The following is a 16,177-nucleotide window of genomic DNA, read 5'->3' as shown; positions in this document are numbered from 1 at the left end:
TGCCAATGGCAACTCCCGGTAATCTGCCGTTAGGGAATAAAAAAGGACTGGGCGAGCTATGGGCTCGCCTTCGTTTTCTGTTTTTGGCGATCGTGGTTTACCGGATCGGTACCCACATTCCGGTACCGGGACTAGACCCCGAACGAATCGCCGATCTGTTTAATCAGAATCAGGGAACGGTCCTCGGATTGTTCAATATGTTCTCGGGTGGTGCTCTGGAGCGGATGAGTATTCTCGCTCTGGGTATCTTTCCCTACATTTCAGCGTCGATCATCATGCAGTTGATGACCGCGGTGACTCCTTCACTGGAGCAACTGAAAAAAGAAGGGGATGCTGGTCGTCGTAAGATCAACCAGTACACTCGATACGGTACCGTTATACTGGCAACCGTGCAGGCAATGGCTATGGCTGTTAGCTTCTCCGGTTTTGCCTATGGTGGTGAGCCAACCATCGCATTTTACTTTATTGCGGTTGTGTCACTGGTCACCGGTGCGGTATTTATGATGTGGCTGGGTGAGCAAGTCACTGAGCGCGGTATTGGTAATGGTATCTCCATGCTGATCTTCGCCGGTATTGTGGCGGGCTTCCCTACAGCGATTGGTTCTGCGATTGAAAGCGCACGCCAAGGTGATTTACACGTACTTATGTTGTTAATCATCACCGTTGTTGCTATGGCCGTGATTTGGGCAATTGTTCGAATTGAGCGTGGTCAGCGTCGAATTACTGTGAATTACGCGAAGCGTCAGCAAGGGGCTCAGGCCTATGCTGCACAAACTAGCCACCTGCCTCTTAAGATTAATATGGCCGGTGTGATTCCAGCAATTTTTGCCAGCTCGATTTTATTGTTCCCCGCGTCTATTGCGCAGTGGTTCGGTGAAGGTGGCGAAGGTCCGGTTGCTAACTTTTTGCAAGACTTTGCTCTTGCAATTGGCCCCGGTCAGCCTCTGAACATCATTTTGTTTACAGGTATGATTGCTTTTTTCTGTTTCTTCTACACGGCGTTGATGTTCAACCCGAAAGAAGTTGCCGATAACCTGAAAAAATCAGGTGCTTATATTCCGGGGATTCGTCCCGGTGAGCAGTCAGCCAAATATATCGATAGTGTTTTGACCCGTTTGACGGTAATTGGCGCTATCTATATGTCGGTAGTTTGTCTGATGCCGCAGTTCCTGGTAGTGGCCTTTAATGTGCCATTCTACTTAGGTGGTACCTCGCTACTCATCGTAGTGGTGGTGGTAATGGACTTTATGTCCCAGGTACAGGCTCACTTGATGTCGCATCAGTATGAATCACTGATGAAGAAGTCAAACTTGAAGGGGTATGGCAGCGGAAACGCTCGCTAACCTCTGTTGAAAGGGTAGGATCATGAAAGTTCGTGCTTCTGTTAAAAAGATTTGCCGCAACTGTAAAATGGTACGTCGCAACGGTGTTCTGCGAGTTATCTGCAACACTGAGCCGCGCCACAAGCAGCGTCAAGGCTAAGCAAGACGAGGGGCGGCTCGCCGCTCATCGGCCAGAAAAGGTGGCATTTCATGCCACCTTTTCTGCCAGCTGAGTACTGAAATAAGCCTTTTCAGCTGGCTTGCACACTGGGGGCGTTGACTGTCGTCTGATGAGAAATCATCAGGCTATTGCTTTTTTGTGTTTTTATCGCTATCCTTGCGCGCCTTTTTACCATGTGCGTTACGGGGTGGGGTAAATCCACGTCAACGCTGCAATTTTAAAGTTACTGGAGTAATTTGAATGGCCCGTATTGCTGGTGTCAACATACCAGACCACAAACACGCGGTTATATCCCTGACTTATATTTTCGGGGTAGGCCGTACTACTGCCAAGCAGATTTGCGCTGCGACTGGCATTGCGGAAGATGTGAAAATCGGTTCTTTGTCTGAAGAACAGGTTGATCAGATCCGTAACGAAGTAGGCAAGTTCACCGTAGAGGGTGACCTGCGTCGTGTTGTGTCTATGAACATTAAACGCCTGATGGATTTGGGATGCTACCGTGGTTTGCGCCACCGTCGTAGTCTGCCGCTCCGTGGTCAGCGTACTAAGACTAACGCTCGTACCCGCAAAGGTCCGCGTAAGCCAATTAGAAAATAATTGACTGAACGCTTACATTCAAAAGTACGGTAACAACAGTTAGGAAGAGATTGCTATGGCCAAGCCAGGTAATAAGTCTACAAAGAAAAAAGTTAGAAAGCAGGTTGCTGATGGTGTTGCACACATCCACGCCTCTTTCAACAACACGATCGTTACGATCTCCGACCGCCAGGGCAATACCCTGAGCTGGGCGACTGCAGGTGGCTCCGGCTTCCGCGGTTCGCGTAAAAGCACCCCGTTCGCAGCCCAGGTTGCTGCAGAGCGTGCCGGTGAAGCCGCTAAAGAATACGGCTTAAAGAACCTTGACGTTGAGGTTAAAGGTCCAGGGCCAGGCCGTGAGTCGGCTGTACGTGCTCTGAACAACGCTGGTTACAAGATAACCAACATCACTGACGTGACGCCTATTCCGCACAATGGATGTCGTCCGCCGAAGAAACGTCGAGTGTAAGGGGGCAAACTAATGGCACGTTATATTGGACCAACATGTAAGCTGGCCCGTCGCGAAGGTACTGATCTTTTTCTAAAAAGTGGTGCCCGCGCGCTGGACTCAAAATGTAAGCTGGAAACCGCTCCAGGTATGCACGGCCAACGCCGTGGACGCCTGTCTGATTACGGTGTACAGCTGCGTGAGAAACAAAAAGTACGTCGCACCTACGGTGTGCTCGAGAAGCAATTCCGTGCTTACTACAAAGAAGCCGCTCGTCGTAAAGGCGCTACCGGTGAGAACTTGTTGAAGCTGCTGGAATGTCGTCTGGACAATGTTGTATACCGCATGGGTTTTGGTTCTACACGCGCCGAATCTCGTCAGTTGGTATCGCATAAGGCGATTGTTGTTAATGGCCAAACCGTTAACATTGCTTCTTTCCAAGTAGCAGAAGGTGATGTTGTGACCATCCGCGAGAAGGCTAAAAACCAACTTCGCATCCAGAACGCTCTGACTCTGTCAGGCCAGCGCGCTGATGTTGAGTGGGTTGAAGTCAACGCTGACAAAAAGGAAGGCACTTTTAAGCGCGTTCCTGAGCGCAGCGACTTGCCGGCTGAAATCAACGAAAACCTTATCGTAGAGCTTTACTCCAAGTAAGGGATTAACCGTTAACAGGTGTGGCTATGCAGACTGCAGTAAACGAATTTTTGACTCCGCGTCATATCGACGTAACCGAAAACGGCCCGACCCACGCCAAGGTCGTGCTGGAGCCGCTAGAACGTGGTTTCGGACATACTCTGGGCAATGCGCTGCGTCGTATTCTGCTCTCCTCAATGGCCGGTTGTGCCATTACGGAAGCCGAAATCGACGGTGTGCTGCATGAGTACAGCGATATTGAAGGTGTACGTGAGGATGTTATTGAAATCCTCCTTAACCTGAAAGGCGTCGCCGTTGTTATGCACGGCAAGGATCAGGCAGTTCTGACCCTGACCAAAAAAGGTCCGGGTGTCGTCACTGCCGGTGATATCCAAGTAGACCACGAAATCGAGATTAAAAACCCCGAGCACGTGATCTGCAACATTACTGGCGACACCACCGTAAGCATGCGTTTAACCGTTGCTCGCGGTCGTGGTTATCAGCCTGCTGACGCCCGTCGTCAGGAGGAAGATGAAAACCGCGCAATTGGTCGTCTGCAATTGGACGCTTCTTACAGCCCAGTGCGTCGTGTTGCCTACAGTGTAGACAGCGCTCGTGTTGAGCAGCGTACCGATCTGGATAAACTGATTTTGGATCTGGAGACCAACGGTACCCTGGACCCCGAAGAAGCTATCCGTCGTGCAGCGACTATCCTCCAGCAGCAGCTGGCGGTGTTTGTTGACCTCGAAGGTGAAAGCCAGTCACAACCGGAAGAAAAAGAAGAGGCGATTGATCCTGTTCTGTTGCGTCCGGTGGATGATCTGGAGCTGACCGTTCGTTCGGCCAACTGCCTAAAAGCGGAAAATATCTACTACATCGGTGATTTGATTCAGCGCACAGAAGTTGAGCTGTTAAAAACTCCGAACTTGGGTAAAAAGTCTCTGACCGAGATCAAAGACGTACTTGCCTCGCGCGGTTTGTCTCTCGGTATGCGTTTGGAAAACTGGCCACCCGCCAGCCTGCGCAACGAAGACTAATTAATTCAGTCCCGCGTTTGCGCGGGTTAACGAGATTGCTGTGAAGCAATCATAAGTGAAGGATTTAGCGTCATGCGTCATCGTCATAGTGGCCGTCAACTGAATCGTAACAGTTCACATCGCAAAGCCATGTTTCGCAACATGACAGCGTCACTGGTTGAGCACGAACTGATTAAAACCACTTTGCCTAAGGCAAAAGAGCTGCGTCGTTACGCTGAGCCTCTGATTACCTTGGCAAAGAGCGACAGCGTAGCCAATCGCCGTTTAGCGTTTGCTCGTCTGCGTAACCCAAAAGCGGTAGGTAAGTTGTTTGCCGAGCTGGGCCCACGCTACGAGTCACGTCCTGGTGGCTACCTGCGTATTATGAAGTGCGGTCTGCGTACCGGCGACAAAGCTACCATGGCTTACGTCGAGTTGGTTGATCGTCCTGCAGTTGAAGAAGCGGCAGAAGTCGAGTAACACCGACTTTCTCATCGCAAACACAAAAAGCCGGCTTGCCGGCTTTTTGTGTTTTTGTGCGTGTGGATTTTTTGTTTCAAATGGCCTTTCGCGATGGGTTTAATCGCGCCCGTGTGCTGCGTTTAAATCGAGAATAGGCCCTTTAGGCACTATGCCTGTGGGATTAATGGTTGTGTGGCTTTGATAATAGTGTGATTTGATATGGTCAAAGTGCACAGTGTCGGCTACCCCAGGCCATTGGTACAACTCGCGCATATAAGCTGATAGGTTAGGGTAGTTGGCAATTTGTTTTAAATTGCATTTAAAGTGGCCGTGGTAAACGGCGTCGAACCGGATGAGTGTGGTAAAAAGCCGCCAGTCTGCCTCTGTAATCTTATACCCGGTTAAGTAGCGGTTGCGCGACAGAATTCCCTCTAGCCACTCTAGGCTGTCAAACAGCTCGCTAACGGCCTCGTTATAAGCTTCTTGAGTGGTGGCAAAGCCTGCCCGATAAACGCCGTTGTTGACGGTGTGGTAAACCCTGTTATTAACGCTGTTGATCTCGCTGTGTAAAGCTTGCGGGTAATAGTCGCCTTGAGCGGCGCCTAGGTGGTCAAACGCTTGATTGAACATGCGAATAATATCCGCTGATTCATTGCTGACAATGCGCTTTAGTTGTTTATCCCACAGTAAAGGTACGGTCACACGACCGGTAAAGTCCGGGGTGTCGGCGGTGTAAATTTGGTATAGATATTGAGCGTTGTGAATAGGGTCTGGTACGACTTTTTCATTGGGGTTAAACGTCCAGCCGTTGTCTTGCATTAGTGGGTGGACGACTGAAACACCGATCCAGTCGGTTAAACCCTTAAGGGCGCGGAAAATTAACGTTCGGTGTGCCCAGGGGCAGGCGTAAGAAACATATAAGTGGTAACGCCCTTTTTCGGCTCTAAAGCCATCTCCACCCTTGGGGCCAGCGCTACCGTCGGCAGTAATCCAATGACGAAAAGTGGCTTCTTGGCGGACAAATTTGCCGCCGCTCTTTTGCGTGTCGTACCAACGGTCTTGCCACTGGCCTTCTACTAATAAGCCCATGATTTACTCCTTTCTACGTCTTTCGACCAAGCTTAGCGTAAATAACAGAGTCCACCCACAGACTGGTTAGGCGGGTTTGATTGAATTTATCGATGAATGTATACGACGGTATTTTTGGGGCAAAAAAAAACCGGAGCAGAGCTCCGGTTTTTCAGCAAAGGTAAGTAGGCGATTTACAGCGCGTTTACTATTGCGTTTAAGGTGCTGCTGGCGCGCATAGCGGCCGCGACCTTGGTGTCGTCGGTTTTATAGTAACCACCGATATCTACCGGACTGCCTTGGGCGCTGTTGAGTTCTTCGATAATCTTAGCTTCATTGGCGGCCAAGTCGGTTGCCACCTTTTTAAAGCGCTCGGCAAGCTCGGCGTCTTCAGCTTGGCTGGCCAAGGCTTCTGCCCAGTACAGAGCCAAGTAGAAATGGCTGCCGCGGTTGTCGATTTCGCCAACTTTACGGCTGGGCGATTTGTTTTCGTCCAGGAATTTACCAGTAGCGCTATCCAGAGCGGCGCCCAGAATACCGGCTTTGGCGTTGTCGTTAACTTGGCTGAAGTGCTCCAGTGATGCAGACAAAGCCAAGAATTCACCCAGTGAATCCCAGCGCAAATGACCTTCGTCGGTCAGCTGTTCAACGTGCTTGGGGGCAGAGCCGCCCGCACCGGTTTCAAACAGGCCGCCGCCGTTCATTAACGGTACGATAGACAGCATTTTGGCACTGGTGCCCAGCTCCAAAATCGGGAACAGATCGGTCAGGTAATCGCGCAATACATTACCGGTGACCGAGATGGTGTCTTCTCCGTCTTTGGTGCGTTGCAGTGTCAGGCGGGTCGCTTCTTCCGGTGACAGAATGCGGATGTCTAAGCCTTCGGTGTCGTGTTCAGGCAGATAAGCCTCTACCTTCTTAATCAGTTCGGCGTCATGGGCACGGTTTTTATCCAGCCAGAAAATAGCAGGATTACCGGTAGCACGCGCGCGGTTGACCGCAAGCTTAACCCAGTCTTTGATCGGTGCATCTTTTACCTGACAAGCGCGGAAGATATCGCCTTCCTCGACGGTTTGCTCCAATAGAGTATTGCCGTCGGCATCGAGCACGCGTACGGTGCCGGCGCTAGAGATTTCGAAAGTCTTGTCGTGTGAGCCGTATTCTTCGGCTTTCTGCGCCATCAAGCCTACGTTAGGAACGCTGCCCATGGTGGTGGGGTCAAAGGCACCGTTTTGCTTACAGAACTCAATGGTTTCAGCGTAAACACCGGCGTAGCAACGATCGGGAATGGTGAATTTGGTGTCTTGCAGAGTGCCCGCTGGGCCCCACATCTTACCGGATGAGCGGATGGCCGCCGGCATAGAAGCATCGATGATGACATCGTTAGGGACGTGCAAGTTGGTAATGCCTTTATCGGAATTCACCATGGCCATTTCTGGGCCGGCGGCATAAATCGCTTTAATATCAGCTTCAATGGCTTCGCGTTTGTCAGCGGGCAGTTTTTGGATGCTGCTGATCACATCGGCAAAACCGTAGGTGGGGTCAACACCCAGCTCGGCAAATTCGGTGGCGTACTTGTCAAACAAGTCTTTGTAGAAAACGCTGACCGCGTGACCAAAGATGATAGGGTCAGAGACTTTCATCATAGTGGCTTTCATGTGCAGCGAGAACAGTACGTTTTGCTCTTTCGCATCGGCGATGGCATCGGCCAAAAAGGCGCGCAGTGACTTGGCGCTTAAGACGGCGGCGTCAACGATTTCACCGGCTTGCAGGGCGAGGCCTTGTTTTAAAACGTCTTTAGTGCCGTCGGCTTTTTCGAGCTCAATAGTGGCGGTGGTGGCCGCAGGCAGGGTGACCGATTTTTCGCTGCCGTAAAAGTCGCCTTCGCTCATGTGCGAAACGTGTGACTTAGAGTCTTTGTCCCAAGCGCCCATCGAGTGTGGGTTTTTACGAGCGTAAGCTTTAACCGAAGCCGGTGCGCGGCGATCGGAGTTGCCTTCGCGCAGTACAGGGTTTACCGCAGAGCCTTTGACTTTGTCATAGCGAGCGGCAACGGATTTTTCTTCGTCGGTTTTCGGTTCGGTCGGGTAATCGGGGAGGGCGTAGCCCTGATCTTGCAACTCTTTGATAGCTGCTTTCAGCTGCGGGATAGACGCGCTGATATTAGGCAGTTTAACGATATTCGCTTCGGGCTGCTTAGCCAGTTCGCCCAGCTCAGCCAATGCATCGCTCTGGCGTTGATCTTCGGTCAGATACTCGGGGAACTGAGAAATGATACGGCCAGCCAATGAGATGTCTTTCAGCTCAATGCCAACACCAGAAACCTTGGTGAACGCTTCAATAATGGGCAGCAGCGACTGGGTGGCCAGGGCTGGAGCTTCGTCGGTTTTGGTGTAGATGATTTTGGAATCTGATGTAGCCATTCTGTTACCTGTATTTAAAGAGGGTATCTTCAGAGGCCGGAAAAGCGGGGACGGGCCGAAATCGTTCCATTTCGGGCGGCAGTACGCGCATTCCCGCGCCCAACGCTGATCCTAAAATTGGCCACTTGTGATGGCCAATCAATACGACAATAAGCCTCTGTATTGGAGGAGCGCGAATTATACCAGCAAGAGGCAAAGTTCGCACTTAGGCCGGGATATTTACTCTATGCCCGGCCCAAGTGGCGGTGGTGTATCTTAGGGTGTTTTGGCTTGGTTTTTTTGCCGTGCCGCTTTGAGCATGGGTGCCAAAAAGTGGCCTGTGTGGGATTTTTTATTTTTGGCGACTTCTTCCGGGGTGCCGGTGGCGATAATCTGGCCGCCGCCGCTGCCGCCCTCGGGGCCCAGATCGACGATATAGTCCGCGGTTTTGATGACGTCCAGGTTGTGCTCAATCACCACAATCGTGTTGCCGTCGTTGCGCAGGCGGTGCAGCACATCCAGCAGCAGCTGAATATCGGCAAAGTGTAGGCCGGTGGTGGGTTCGTCCAAAATATACAGGGTTTGGCCGGTATCGCGTTTGGACAGCTCTTTGGCCAGCTTCACCCGTTGTGCTTCACCGCCCGAAAGGGTGGTGGCTGCCTGCCCCAGGCGAATATAACTCAGGCCCACATCCATTAGGGTTTGTAGCTTTTTGGCCACCGCCGGTATGGCGTCGAAAAATTCGCGCCCCTCTTCGATGGTGAGCTCCAATACCTCGTGGATATTTTTGCCTTTGTATTTGATCTCCAGAGTTTCGCGGTTGTAGCGCTTGCCTTTACAGACATCGCAGGGGACGTACACATCCGGTAAAAAGTGCATTTCCACCTTGGTGACCCCATCACCCTGGCAGGCCTCGCAGCGGCCGCCTTTGACATTAAAGCTAAAGCGCCCAGGCTTGTAGCCGCGCGATCGGGCCTCTTGAGTGCCGGCAAACAGTTCGCGCACCGGAGTAAAAATACCCGTGTAGGTGGCGGGGTTGGAGCGCGGCGTACGGCCGATGGGGCTCTGGTCAATGTCGACGCATTTGTCCAGCTGGTCCATGCCCTCTATGGTGTCGAAATCGGCGGGCTTTAAGGTCGTGGCGCCGTTGAGCTCGGTGGCGGCTACCGGGTAAAGCGTGGCGTTAATCAAGGTGGACTTGCCCGAGCCGGACACACCGGTGACGCAAGTCATCAGCCCCAAGGGCAGTGTTAAATCGATATTTTGCAGATTGTTGCCGCGGGCACCGGTTAGGCTTAGAGTGCGCTTGGCGTCGGCTTTGACGCGCTTTGTGGGCACGGCAATTTCTTTGCCGCCTGATAGGTACTGGCCGGTCAGAGAGTTCTGATTGGCCATAATGTCGTTCACGGTACCCTCGGCAATGACTTCGCCGCCGTGAACCCCCGCGCCCGGGCCAATATCAATCACATGGTCAGCCAGGCGTATGGCGTCTTCATCGTGCTCAACCACAATCACCGTGTTGCCTAAGTCGCGCAGGTGGGTCAGGGTTTTCAATAGGCGTTCGTTGTCGCGCTGGTGCAGGCCGATGGAGGGCTCGTCGAGAATGTACATCACGCCCACAAGGCCCGCACCAATTTGGCTGGCCAATCGAATGCGTTGGGCTTCCCCGCCAGAAAGCGTATCGGCGCTGCGGCTCAGGGTGAGGTAATTTAGCCCGACATCTACCAAAAATTGGAAGCGATCGCGCAACTCTTTTAGAATTTTATCGGCGATGCCGGCTTTGGCACCCTCGAACGTCAGTTGAGTGAAATAGGTTTGAGCTTCACCCACCGGCATATCTGCCAGCTCGGGCAAGGTCTTTTCATCGACAAACACGTTGCGTGCGGATTCGCGAAGGCGAGCGCCATGGCAGCTGGGACAGTGCTGGGTGGATAAATACTTGGCCAGCTCTTCGCGCACACTGGCCGATTCGGTGTCGCGGTAGCGCCGCTCTAGGTTAGGCACCACCCCTTCAAAGGTGTGATTGCGCTTAATCACATCGCCGCGCTCATTGACGTAGTTAAAGCTGATGGATTCGCTGCCGGAACCGGTGAGAATCACCTTGCGGTGTTCGGCCTGTAATTCGTTCCAGGGAGTGTCGACATCAAAGCCGTAGTGCTCGGCCAGTGCCGTCAGCATATGGAAGTAATAAATGTTGCGTTTATCCCAGCCGCGAATGGCTCCTTGCGACAGGGGCGCCTCGGGAAAGAGTACAACCTTGCTCTCATCGAAAAATTGTTTAATCCCCAGGCCATCACAGGTGGGGCAGGCGCCGGCGGGATTGTTAAACGAGAACAAGCGCGGTTCCAGCTCGCTCAAGCTGTAGTCACACACTGGGCAGGCGTGTTTGGCGCTGAACAGCCGGTCGTCTTGCTCACCGTCCATATAGCTGATGCTGACCAGCCCTTCCGATAAATTCAGTGCCGTTTCGAATGACTCCGCCAGGCGCACTTGTAAATCGTCGCGCACTTTAAAGCGGTCGACCACCACTTCAATGGTGTGTTTTTTCTTTTTATCCAGCTCTGGGGCATCATCTAGGTCAACCAGAATGCCGTCGATGCGAGCACGAATAAAGCCATCGCGCTGCAAACTCTCCAAGGTGTGTAAGTGCTCACCTTTGCGGTCGCGCACCACCGGTGCCATCAGCATCAGCTTAGTGCCTTCGGGCAGAGCCAGTACGGTATCCACCATTTCGCTAATGGTTTGCGCGGCCAGCGGCTGTTTGTGCGTGGGGCAGCGCGGCTCGCCCACCCGGGCAAACAGCAAACGCAGGTAATCGTATATCTCGGTAATGGTGCCCACGGTAGAGCGCGGGTTGTGCGAGGTGGACTTTTGCTCGATGGAAATGGCGGGGCTCAAACCCTCAACATGGTCGACGTCGGGTTTTTCCATCATCGACAAAAACTGGCGGGCATAGGTGGAGAGCGATTCGACGTAGCGGCGCTGGCCCTCGGCGTATAGAGTGTCAAACGCCAGAGACGATTTACCCGAGCCCGATAAACCGGTAATGACCACCAGCTTATCGCGGGGAATATCCAAGTCGATATTCTTTAAATTATGAGTGCGGGCGCCGCGTACAAAAATCGTATCCAAAAAGCTCACCTGTGGGGACGTCGGAAAACCCATCATTATACGGCATGAGCGCTGCATCTGTATTGTGTAGTTTCAGTGATTGGTTGGTCGCGATAGTGGTGGTAGAATTCCGCTCTTTCGCGGCGTATCAAGAGTCTTCCAATCGCGCTGCCATAACACGATAGGTTAGCTTTGAGCCCCAATCCGTCCACCTTTGAGCGCCGCACAGTCTCGGCGCTGGCCTCGCTGTATGCGTTTCGCATGCTGGGGCTGTTTATGGTGCTGCCGGTGCTCACCCTGTACGGCGAGAGCTATACCGGCGCCAGTGCCGCCCTGTTGGGGTTGGCGCTGGGCGCTTACGGAGCCTCACAGGCCTTGCTGCAAATCCCCTTTGGTGTTTTGTCCGACAAAATTGGTCGCAAGCCCGTTATTATTGGCGGCTTGCTGATTTTTATCGCAGGCTCAGTCATTGCCGCACTGGCCGACTCGGTATGGGGCTTAATTCTGGGGCGTTTACTGCAAGGGGGGGGAGCCATCGCCAGTGCTGTGATGGCTCTGGTCACCGATTTGACCGCCGACGAAAATCGCACTAAAGCCATGGCCAGTATTGGCGCCAGCATTGGGGTGTCTTTCGCACTGGCGTTGGTTTTGGGGCCGGCCCTGGCCGGTCTGGGTGGGTTGAGCCTGATTTTTTGGGTGACCGCTGCGCTCGGCCTAGTCGGGATCTTTGTTGTCGTGTTTTTGGTACCCTCGGTTGCTCCCAGTTTGAAGCGTCGCCGCGAATCCGGGGCCGTGCCGCAACTACTCTGGCATACCTTGCAAAACAAAGAACTACTGCGCCTAAATGCCGGTATATTTGCGCTGCATTTTGTCCTGATGGCCAGCTTTGTGGTGGTGCCGGTGGTGCTCAATGGCCCTCTGGGTTTGGCTCGGGCCCACCATTGGTGGGTGTATTTACCTATTCTGGGATTGTCCTTTTTGGCCATGCTGCCATTTATTATTGTTGCCGAAAAACGCCGCCAGATAAAACCCGTGTTTTTGTTGGCCATTGGGTTGATAGGGCTATCGCTGGTCTGGCTCATGTTGGCGCCAAAAGCAATGGTGTGGTGGCTCATTGGCTTGTTCGGGTTTTTTATGGCGTTTAACTTATTGGAGGCGACTTTGCCGTCTCTGGTGAGCAAAATGGCGCCGGCGGGCTCCAAGGGCACGGCCACGGGCATTTACTCCACGGCTCAATTTGCCGGTGCTTTTTGTGGCGGTGCATTGGGCGGCGTGGTGTTGCAGTTGGCGGGCGTGTTTTGGGTGTTGGCGCTGTGCGCACTGGTGGTTGCCCTGTGGTGGTTGGTGGCCCGGTCGATGTCGCCCCCGCGGTATCTCGCCAGCATGCTCTTTCCCTTGGCCGGTCGCAGCGCAGAAGAGATTGAGCAAAAGCTGGCGGGGGTCGAAGCGGTGGCCGAAATATTGGTGGTGCCGAGCGAGGATATGGTCTATCTCAAGGTGGATTCCGCCGGCGTTAATCGCACCGAAATCAATCGGCTGCTGGGGCTCTGAGACCAGCGTTATAGTGATAGCGGCTGCAATAGTGTAAGCTCAACACCCGATATATTGAACCAACCATTCGAAAAAGACACGAGAACTTCAGGAGAACGATATGGCATCGCGCGGCATTAATAAGGTCATTTTGGTCGGTAATCTGGGGCAAGACCCAGAAACCAAGTTTATGCCCTCCGGTGGCGCCGTCACCAATATCAGCGTCGCGACCTCCGAGTCCTGGAAAGACAAAAACACCGGTCAGCCGCAAGAGCGCACCGAGTGGCACCGCGTAGTATTTTTTAACCGCCTGGCCGAAATTGCCGGTGAGTATCTGCGCAAAGGCTCCAAGGTGTATATCGAAGGCTCACTGCGCACTCGCAAGTGGCAGGGCCAAGACGGTCAAGATCGCTACACCACCGAGATTGTGGCTGGTGAAATGCAAATGCTCGACTCTCGCGGTGGCGACAACTCAGGCTACAATCAAGACAGCTACAACCAAGGCGGTGGCCAAAACTACGGCGGGCAAAATCAAGCGCCACAACAGGCACCCCAAAACCAGGCACCCCAAAACCAAGGCGGCTATAACCAGCCACAGGGCCAGCCACCGCAGCAAGCACCTCAGCAGCCTCCTCAGCAAGCGCCACAACAGCCCGCCGGTGGGTTTGACTCGTTTGATGATGAGATTCCTTTTTAGAGGTCACCTAAGACCTTAATTGTAAAAAATGTTTCTAAGATTAAAAAGGGTCACGTATTGCGTGGCCTTTTTTTATGGTTTTTTGGGGAGAGAAAAGAATAAATGTCAGAGGGGTGTTTGACTTTATTGATACCCAGTGATTAACTAGATTTTTTGCTAAGGAAGTTCTTTAAAATGGATTCTAAAAAGTTAACAGTGCATATGCTTATGTTCATAGGCGTAGCCTATCTTATTGTCACTCGATATTTAGTTTATGTAGCAATGCCGGAAGTGGCAAATATCAGCCTTACTAAAGCAATCGGGGCAAATTTGGCGTATTTCGTGATATGGACATTGGCTTATTTTTTTTCAATTACATCGCCAAGGCCAGTAAGGGAGGCTTCAATAGGACTTTTGGCGGTGGTTATTTCGCCTTTAGTAATGCCTCTTATCGGTTGGATTTTATTGCTTGTTATCTTCTTTCTCAGAAAGAAAAGTATTAAACAAAAAACGGAAGACTTAGCGGGAGAGGTTTCTCCAGAGTAATACCAAATAATTAGGGGCTGCCCCTTGTTTCTCCTACCGTAATGATCACTTAAGCACACCCAGGGCGCTGACCAATGCCTCTCACCGTGGTGTGGCAAGCCGATTACACGCCCTTCGGTGAGCTGACCGAAACTGTGAGTATTGTTGAGCAGCCATTTCGTTTCTCTGGAAAAAATAGAAATAAAAAATAGGACATATATGGACGCTCCACGACTGTCAAACAAATAAATCCCTTTTTCTTAAAATCATTTGAGAAATTGATTGTAACTTAACACCTCACGTCCTGATTAACCGGCATTTAACCAAGATGGCGGTAACGAAGACATATATCCGGCGTCTGTAAGGCGGCATAAAATGTGTTGTCTTCGCGCCCTAATGAGATCCCCATCTGACCGCCTAAAACACCCATAAATTTTCTGGACAGGCACGGAACGCGCCAAATTGTGCCTGCCCGATATATTGATTCGACAGTGATAATGAGGAATTGAGCTGAATTTGAGCGGCCAACAAATGAGAGTATTTTGCGTATAATGCTTCCGCAAAAGGACAAATTGTGGTGTGTACTTTCTATCCCCATATGCACACAACTTGTACGTAACACAGATCAATCTTAATATTAAATTAAAAAGGAATTAATAATGATATCAACCATTAGAGTTTACCCCCTAATACTCTCACTAGCTTTGATGCTGACACTTGCGCAATTTGCCACTGGAGAGGATTTGGTATTGTTGTACCCCGAAGGGAGTGCGAAGTTTTTGGATAGTGATTCAAATGGAGATTTCGAAACCATTTCTGAGCAGCCGAGCTCATTGAGTGTAAGAAAATTTGATTCGATACTTCAGGAAGTTTCAACTGCCTGCTACTATTTTGAGGGGGACAGTTACGATGTTAACAGCGCAGCACTGTCTATTCAAATTGCAGGTTATACGAGCAATAGTAACCCAGTAAATATTAACGCGTTTAGTAGTAGCTCTGCATTTTTTCCAGAAGGTACAGTTTCCCCGGCAATAACTATAGCGTCCTACGATCCGACCGCTCTCGGATTAGGCTCTCACAGCATTAGCTTAGATTCCGACACATTGAATACAGTCCAGTTTAATGATAACTCATATCTATGCTTACGTTTTGAGGCAAGTGCGAGTTCCGTGAACACACAGCTACAAGCGAACCCTTCACTTGAAATGACCGTAGTGGAGGCACCGCCCAGTGAGGCTGAGAATTTAAATATTGCCTCTTCTTTAAGCACAAAACTGATAGACAACGACGTTGATGGAATTTTTGAGGAGATCACAGAAAATCCCAGCTCCCTCAGTGTGAGGACATTCAATGCTTTAAAAGAAGTTTCTATTGCTTGTCATTATGTAGACACTCAGCTTACCGAGGTCGTAGATGCCTCTATTAGTTTGTATGTGGCGGGGTTTTCTAACAATACCAGTAATGTGGAAATTGATTTGCTGAATTTTCAACACTTCCTGGACAGTGAAGCCGCAGCAGATCACGGCATATATTTGGGCAATTACAATCCAACTTCCCTTGGCCTCGGGACTCATGAAATTCAATTAGATGAAACGAGTATCGAGCTTGAAGATTTCAACCAAAACTACCTGTGCTTGCGTTATTCCAGCGATGAATATGCTGCCAATACACAACTGCATTCAAATCCTGTATTACAACTATCTGTAAAAGAGGCAGACTCCTCATCTTCAAATATTGACGACGTGACCGCGATATATACCATCAACAATGATTGGGGTAGCGGCTACTGTGCAAACATTCTCATAACAAATAGTGGTAGCAGCGCTGAATTGTGGGCAGTTGATCTTGAAGTTGAAGGTACTATCAATAACTTGTGGAATGGCATTTATAATCAAAGTGGATCTGCACTCACTCTGTCGGGCCTTTCCTGGAATAACACGCTACAACCTGGACAGACTGACTCTTCTATCGGCTTTTGTGCTTCTCGATGAAATCAGCATAAAGCCTTAAAAAATTTCAATGCTGTTAATTTAAGTATTGCAGTCGGCCGAAAGACTGAAAAATCCGATATCAATGATGTGATATCGGTTTTTTTATTCTTCAAACAATTCTTTTAGAGAGAAAGAAAATAAAGGACATCCACAAATTAAAGGTGGCGCCTCTTAGTTTGGGGCTTTCGTGACAGTTTTTGGCTTAAGTGGTTTGCGGTGAGTTACCTGGGGTGCTT

14 protein-coding genes are annotated in these 16,177 nt (G+C 50.9%); 11 read left to right on the top strand and 3 right to left on the bottom strand.

Translation table 11 applies throughout. The features are described 5' to 3' along the window. Positions 1 to 5: 5 nt before the first annotated feature. The 7 genes from secY (at position 6) to rplQ (ending at position 4,656) form a co-directional block, all read left to right on the top strand. Entirely contained in the window at positions 6 to 1,343 is a 1,338-nt protein-coding gene (gene secY / locus Q4526_RS04265; RefSeq protein ID WP_215975660.1) for a preprotein translocase subunit SecY, read from the top strand. 22 nt (positions 1,344 to 1,365) lie between these two features. Beyond that, positions 1,366 to 1,482, top strand: a complete 117-nt coding sequence (gene rpmJ / locus Q4526_RS04260; protein ID WP_215975659.1) for a 50S ribosomal protein L36 — start codon at positions 1,366 to 1,368, stop codon at positions 1,480 to 1,482. A gap of 261 nt (positions 1,483 to 1,743) precedes the next feature. Beyond that, positions 1,744 to 2,100 carry a 30S ribosomal protein S13 gene (gene rpsM, locus Q4526_RS04255; RefSeq protein WP_215975658.1) on the top strand — a complete coding sequence of 119 codons (357 nt, stop codon included), beginning with the start codon at positions 1,744 to 1,746 and terminating at the stop codon, positions 2,098 to 2,100. Positions 2,101 to 2,155: 55 nt separating this feature from the next. Then, positions 2,156 to 2,548, top strand: a complete 393-nt coding sequence (rpsK, locus tag Q4526_RS04250) for a 30S ribosomal protein S11 (RefSeq protein WP_215975657.1) — start codon at positions 2,156 to 2,158, stop codon at positions 2,546 to 2,548. Between the two features lie 12 nt (positions 2,549 to 2,560). Further along, the gene (rpsD, locus tag Q4526_RS04245) at positions 2,561 to 3,181 is read left to right on the top strand and encodes a 30S ribosomal protein S4 (RefSeq protein WP_215975656.1); all 621 of its coding nucleotides are present in this window, start codon (positions 2,561 to 2,563) and stop codon (positions 3,179 to 3,181) included. Positions 3,182 to 3,207: 26 nt separating this feature from the next. Next, positions 3,208 to 4,197: a DNA-directed RNA polymerase subunit alpha gene (gene rpoA, locus Q4526_RS04240; RefSeq protein WP_215975655.1), complete on the top strand. Its 990-nt coding sequence runs from the start codon at positions 3,208 to 3,210 to the stop codon at positions 4,195 to 4,197. 72 nt (positions 4,198 to 4,269) lie between these two features. Beyond that, the gene (rplQ, locus tag Q4526_RS04235) at positions 4,270 to 4,656 is read left to right on the top strand and encodes a 50S ribosomal protein L17 (RefSeq protein ID WP_215975654.1); all 387 of its coding nucleotides are present in this window, start codon (positions 4,270 to 4,272) and stop codon (positions 4,654 to 4,656) included. Positions 4,657 to 4,755: 99 nt separating this feature from the next. Here the strand turns inward: rplQ and Q4526_RS04230 are convergent, their stop codons facing one another. From Q4526_RS04230 to uvrA, 3 genes are all read right to left on the bottom strand, one after another. After that, positions 4,756 to 5,727 carry a glutathione S-transferase family protein gene (locus Q4526_RS04230; RefSeq protein ID WP_215975653.1) on the bottom strand — a complete coding sequence of 324 codons (972 nt, stop codon included), beginning with the start codon at positions 5,725 to 5,727 and terminating at the stop codon, positions 4,756 to 4,758. A 173-nt stretch (positions 5,728 to 5,900) separates the two neighbouring features. Then, positions 5,901 to 8,129 (bottom strand): NADP-dependent isocitrate dehydrogenase, encoded by a 2,229-nt coding sequence (locus Q4526_RS04225; protein WP_215975652.1) that lies wholly within the window; start codon positions 8,127 to 8,129, stop codon positions 5,901 to 5,903. 255 nt (positions 8,130 to 8,384) lie between these two features. Continuing rightward, positions 8,385 to 11,240: an excinuclease ABC subunit UvrA gene (gene uvrA / locus Q4526_RS04220; RefSeq protein WP_215975651.1), complete on the bottom strand. Its 2,856-nt coding sequence runs from the start codon at positions 11,238 to 11,240 to the stop codon at positions 8,385 to 8,387. 171 nt (positions 11,241 to 11,411) lie between these two features. Here uvrA and Q4526_RS04215 point away from each other — a divergent pair, with 171 nt between their 5' ends. From Q4526_RS04215 to Q4526_RS04200, 4 genes are all read left to right on the top strand, one after another. Then, entirely contained in the window at positions 11,412 to 12,770 is a 1,359-nt protein-coding gene (locus Q4526_RS04215) for an MFS transporter (protein ID WP_215975650.1), read from the top strand. 100 nt (positions 12,771 to 12,870) lie between these two features. After that, positions 12,871 to 13,446, top strand: coding sequence for a single-stranded DNA-binding protein (ssb, locus tag Q4526_RS04210; RefSeq protein ID WP_215975649.1), 576 nt, complete (start codon positions 12,871 to 12,873; stop codon positions 13,444 to 13,446). A 174-nt stretch (positions 13,447 to 13,620) separates the two neighbouring features. Continuing rightward, the gene (locus Q4526_RS04205; protein ID WP_215975648.1) at positions 13,621 to 13,971 is read left to right on the top strand and encodes a hypothetical protein; all 351 of its coding nucleotides are present in this window, start codon (positions 13,621 to 13,623) and stop codon (positions 13,969 to 13,971) included. A gap of 638 nt (positions 13,972 to 14,609) precedes the next feature. Beyond that, a complete protein-coding gene (locus Q4526_RS04200) occupies positions 14,610 to 15,941 on the top strand; it encodes a cellulose binding domain-containing protein (RefSeq protein ID WP_215975647.1) in 1,332 nt (443 codons plus the stop codon). Positions 15,942 to 16,177: the final 236 nt, after the last annotated feature.

The organism is Gilvimarinus sp. 2_MG-2023 (assembly GCF_030547685.1).
Classification (GTDB): Bacteria; Pseudomonadota; Gammaproteobacteria; order Pseudomonadales; family Cellvibrionaceae; genus Gilvimarinus.
Note: the sequence above shows the minus strand (reverse complement) of the source record. Positions and strands in the feature narration are given on the sequence as shown.

Excerpts from the sequence above, each read along its gene's own strand:
- Q4526_RS04225 (WP_215975652.1), bottom strand. The coding sequence starts at position 8,129 with ATGGCTACATCAGATTCCAAAATCATCTACACCAAAACCGACGAAGCT.
- rpsM (WP_215975658.1), top strand. The coding sequence starts at position 1,744 with ATGGCCCGTATTGCTGGTGTCAACATACCAGACCACAAACACGCGGTT.
- Q4526_RS04230 (WP_215975653.1), bottom strand. The coding sequence starts at position 5,727 with ATGGGCTTATTAGTAGAAGGCCAGTGGCAAGACCGTTGGTACGACACG.
- rpmJ (WP_215975659.1), top strand. The coding sequence starts at position 1,366 with ATGAAAGTTCGTGCTTCTGTTAAAAAGATTTGCCGCAACTGTAAAATG.
- rplQ (WP_215975654.1), top strand. The coding sequence starts at position 4,270 with ATGCGTCATCGTCATAGTGGCCGTCAACTGAATCGTAACAGTTCACAT.
- secY (WP_215975660.1), top strand. The coding sequence starts at position 6 with ATGGCAACTCCCGGTAATCTGCCGTTAGGGAATAAAAAAGGACTGGGC.
- rpoA (WP_215975655.1), top strand. The coding sequence starts at position 3,208 with ATGCAGACTGCAGTAAACGAATTTTTGACTCCGCGTCATATCGACGTA.
- rpsD (WP_215975656.1), top strand. The coding sequence starts at position 2,561 with ATGGCACGTTATATTGGACCAACATGTAAGCTGGCCCGTCGCGAAGGT.
- rpsK (WP_215975657.1), top strand. The coding sequence starts at position 2,156 with ATGGCCAAGCCAGGTAATAAGTCTACAAAGAAAAAAGTTAGAAAGCAG.
- Q4526_RS04205 (WP_215975648.1), top strand. The coding sequence starts at position 13,621 with ATGGATTCTAAAAAGTTAACAGTGCATATGCTTATGTTCATAGGCGTA.
- Q4526_RS04200 (WP_215975647.1), top strand. The coding sequence starts at position 14,610 with ATGATATCAACCATTAGAGTTTACCCCCTAATACTCTCACTAGCTTTG.
- ssb (WP_215975649.1), top strand. The coding sequence starts at position 12,871 with ATGGCATCGCGCGGCATTAATAAGGTCATTTTGGTCGGTAATCTGGGG.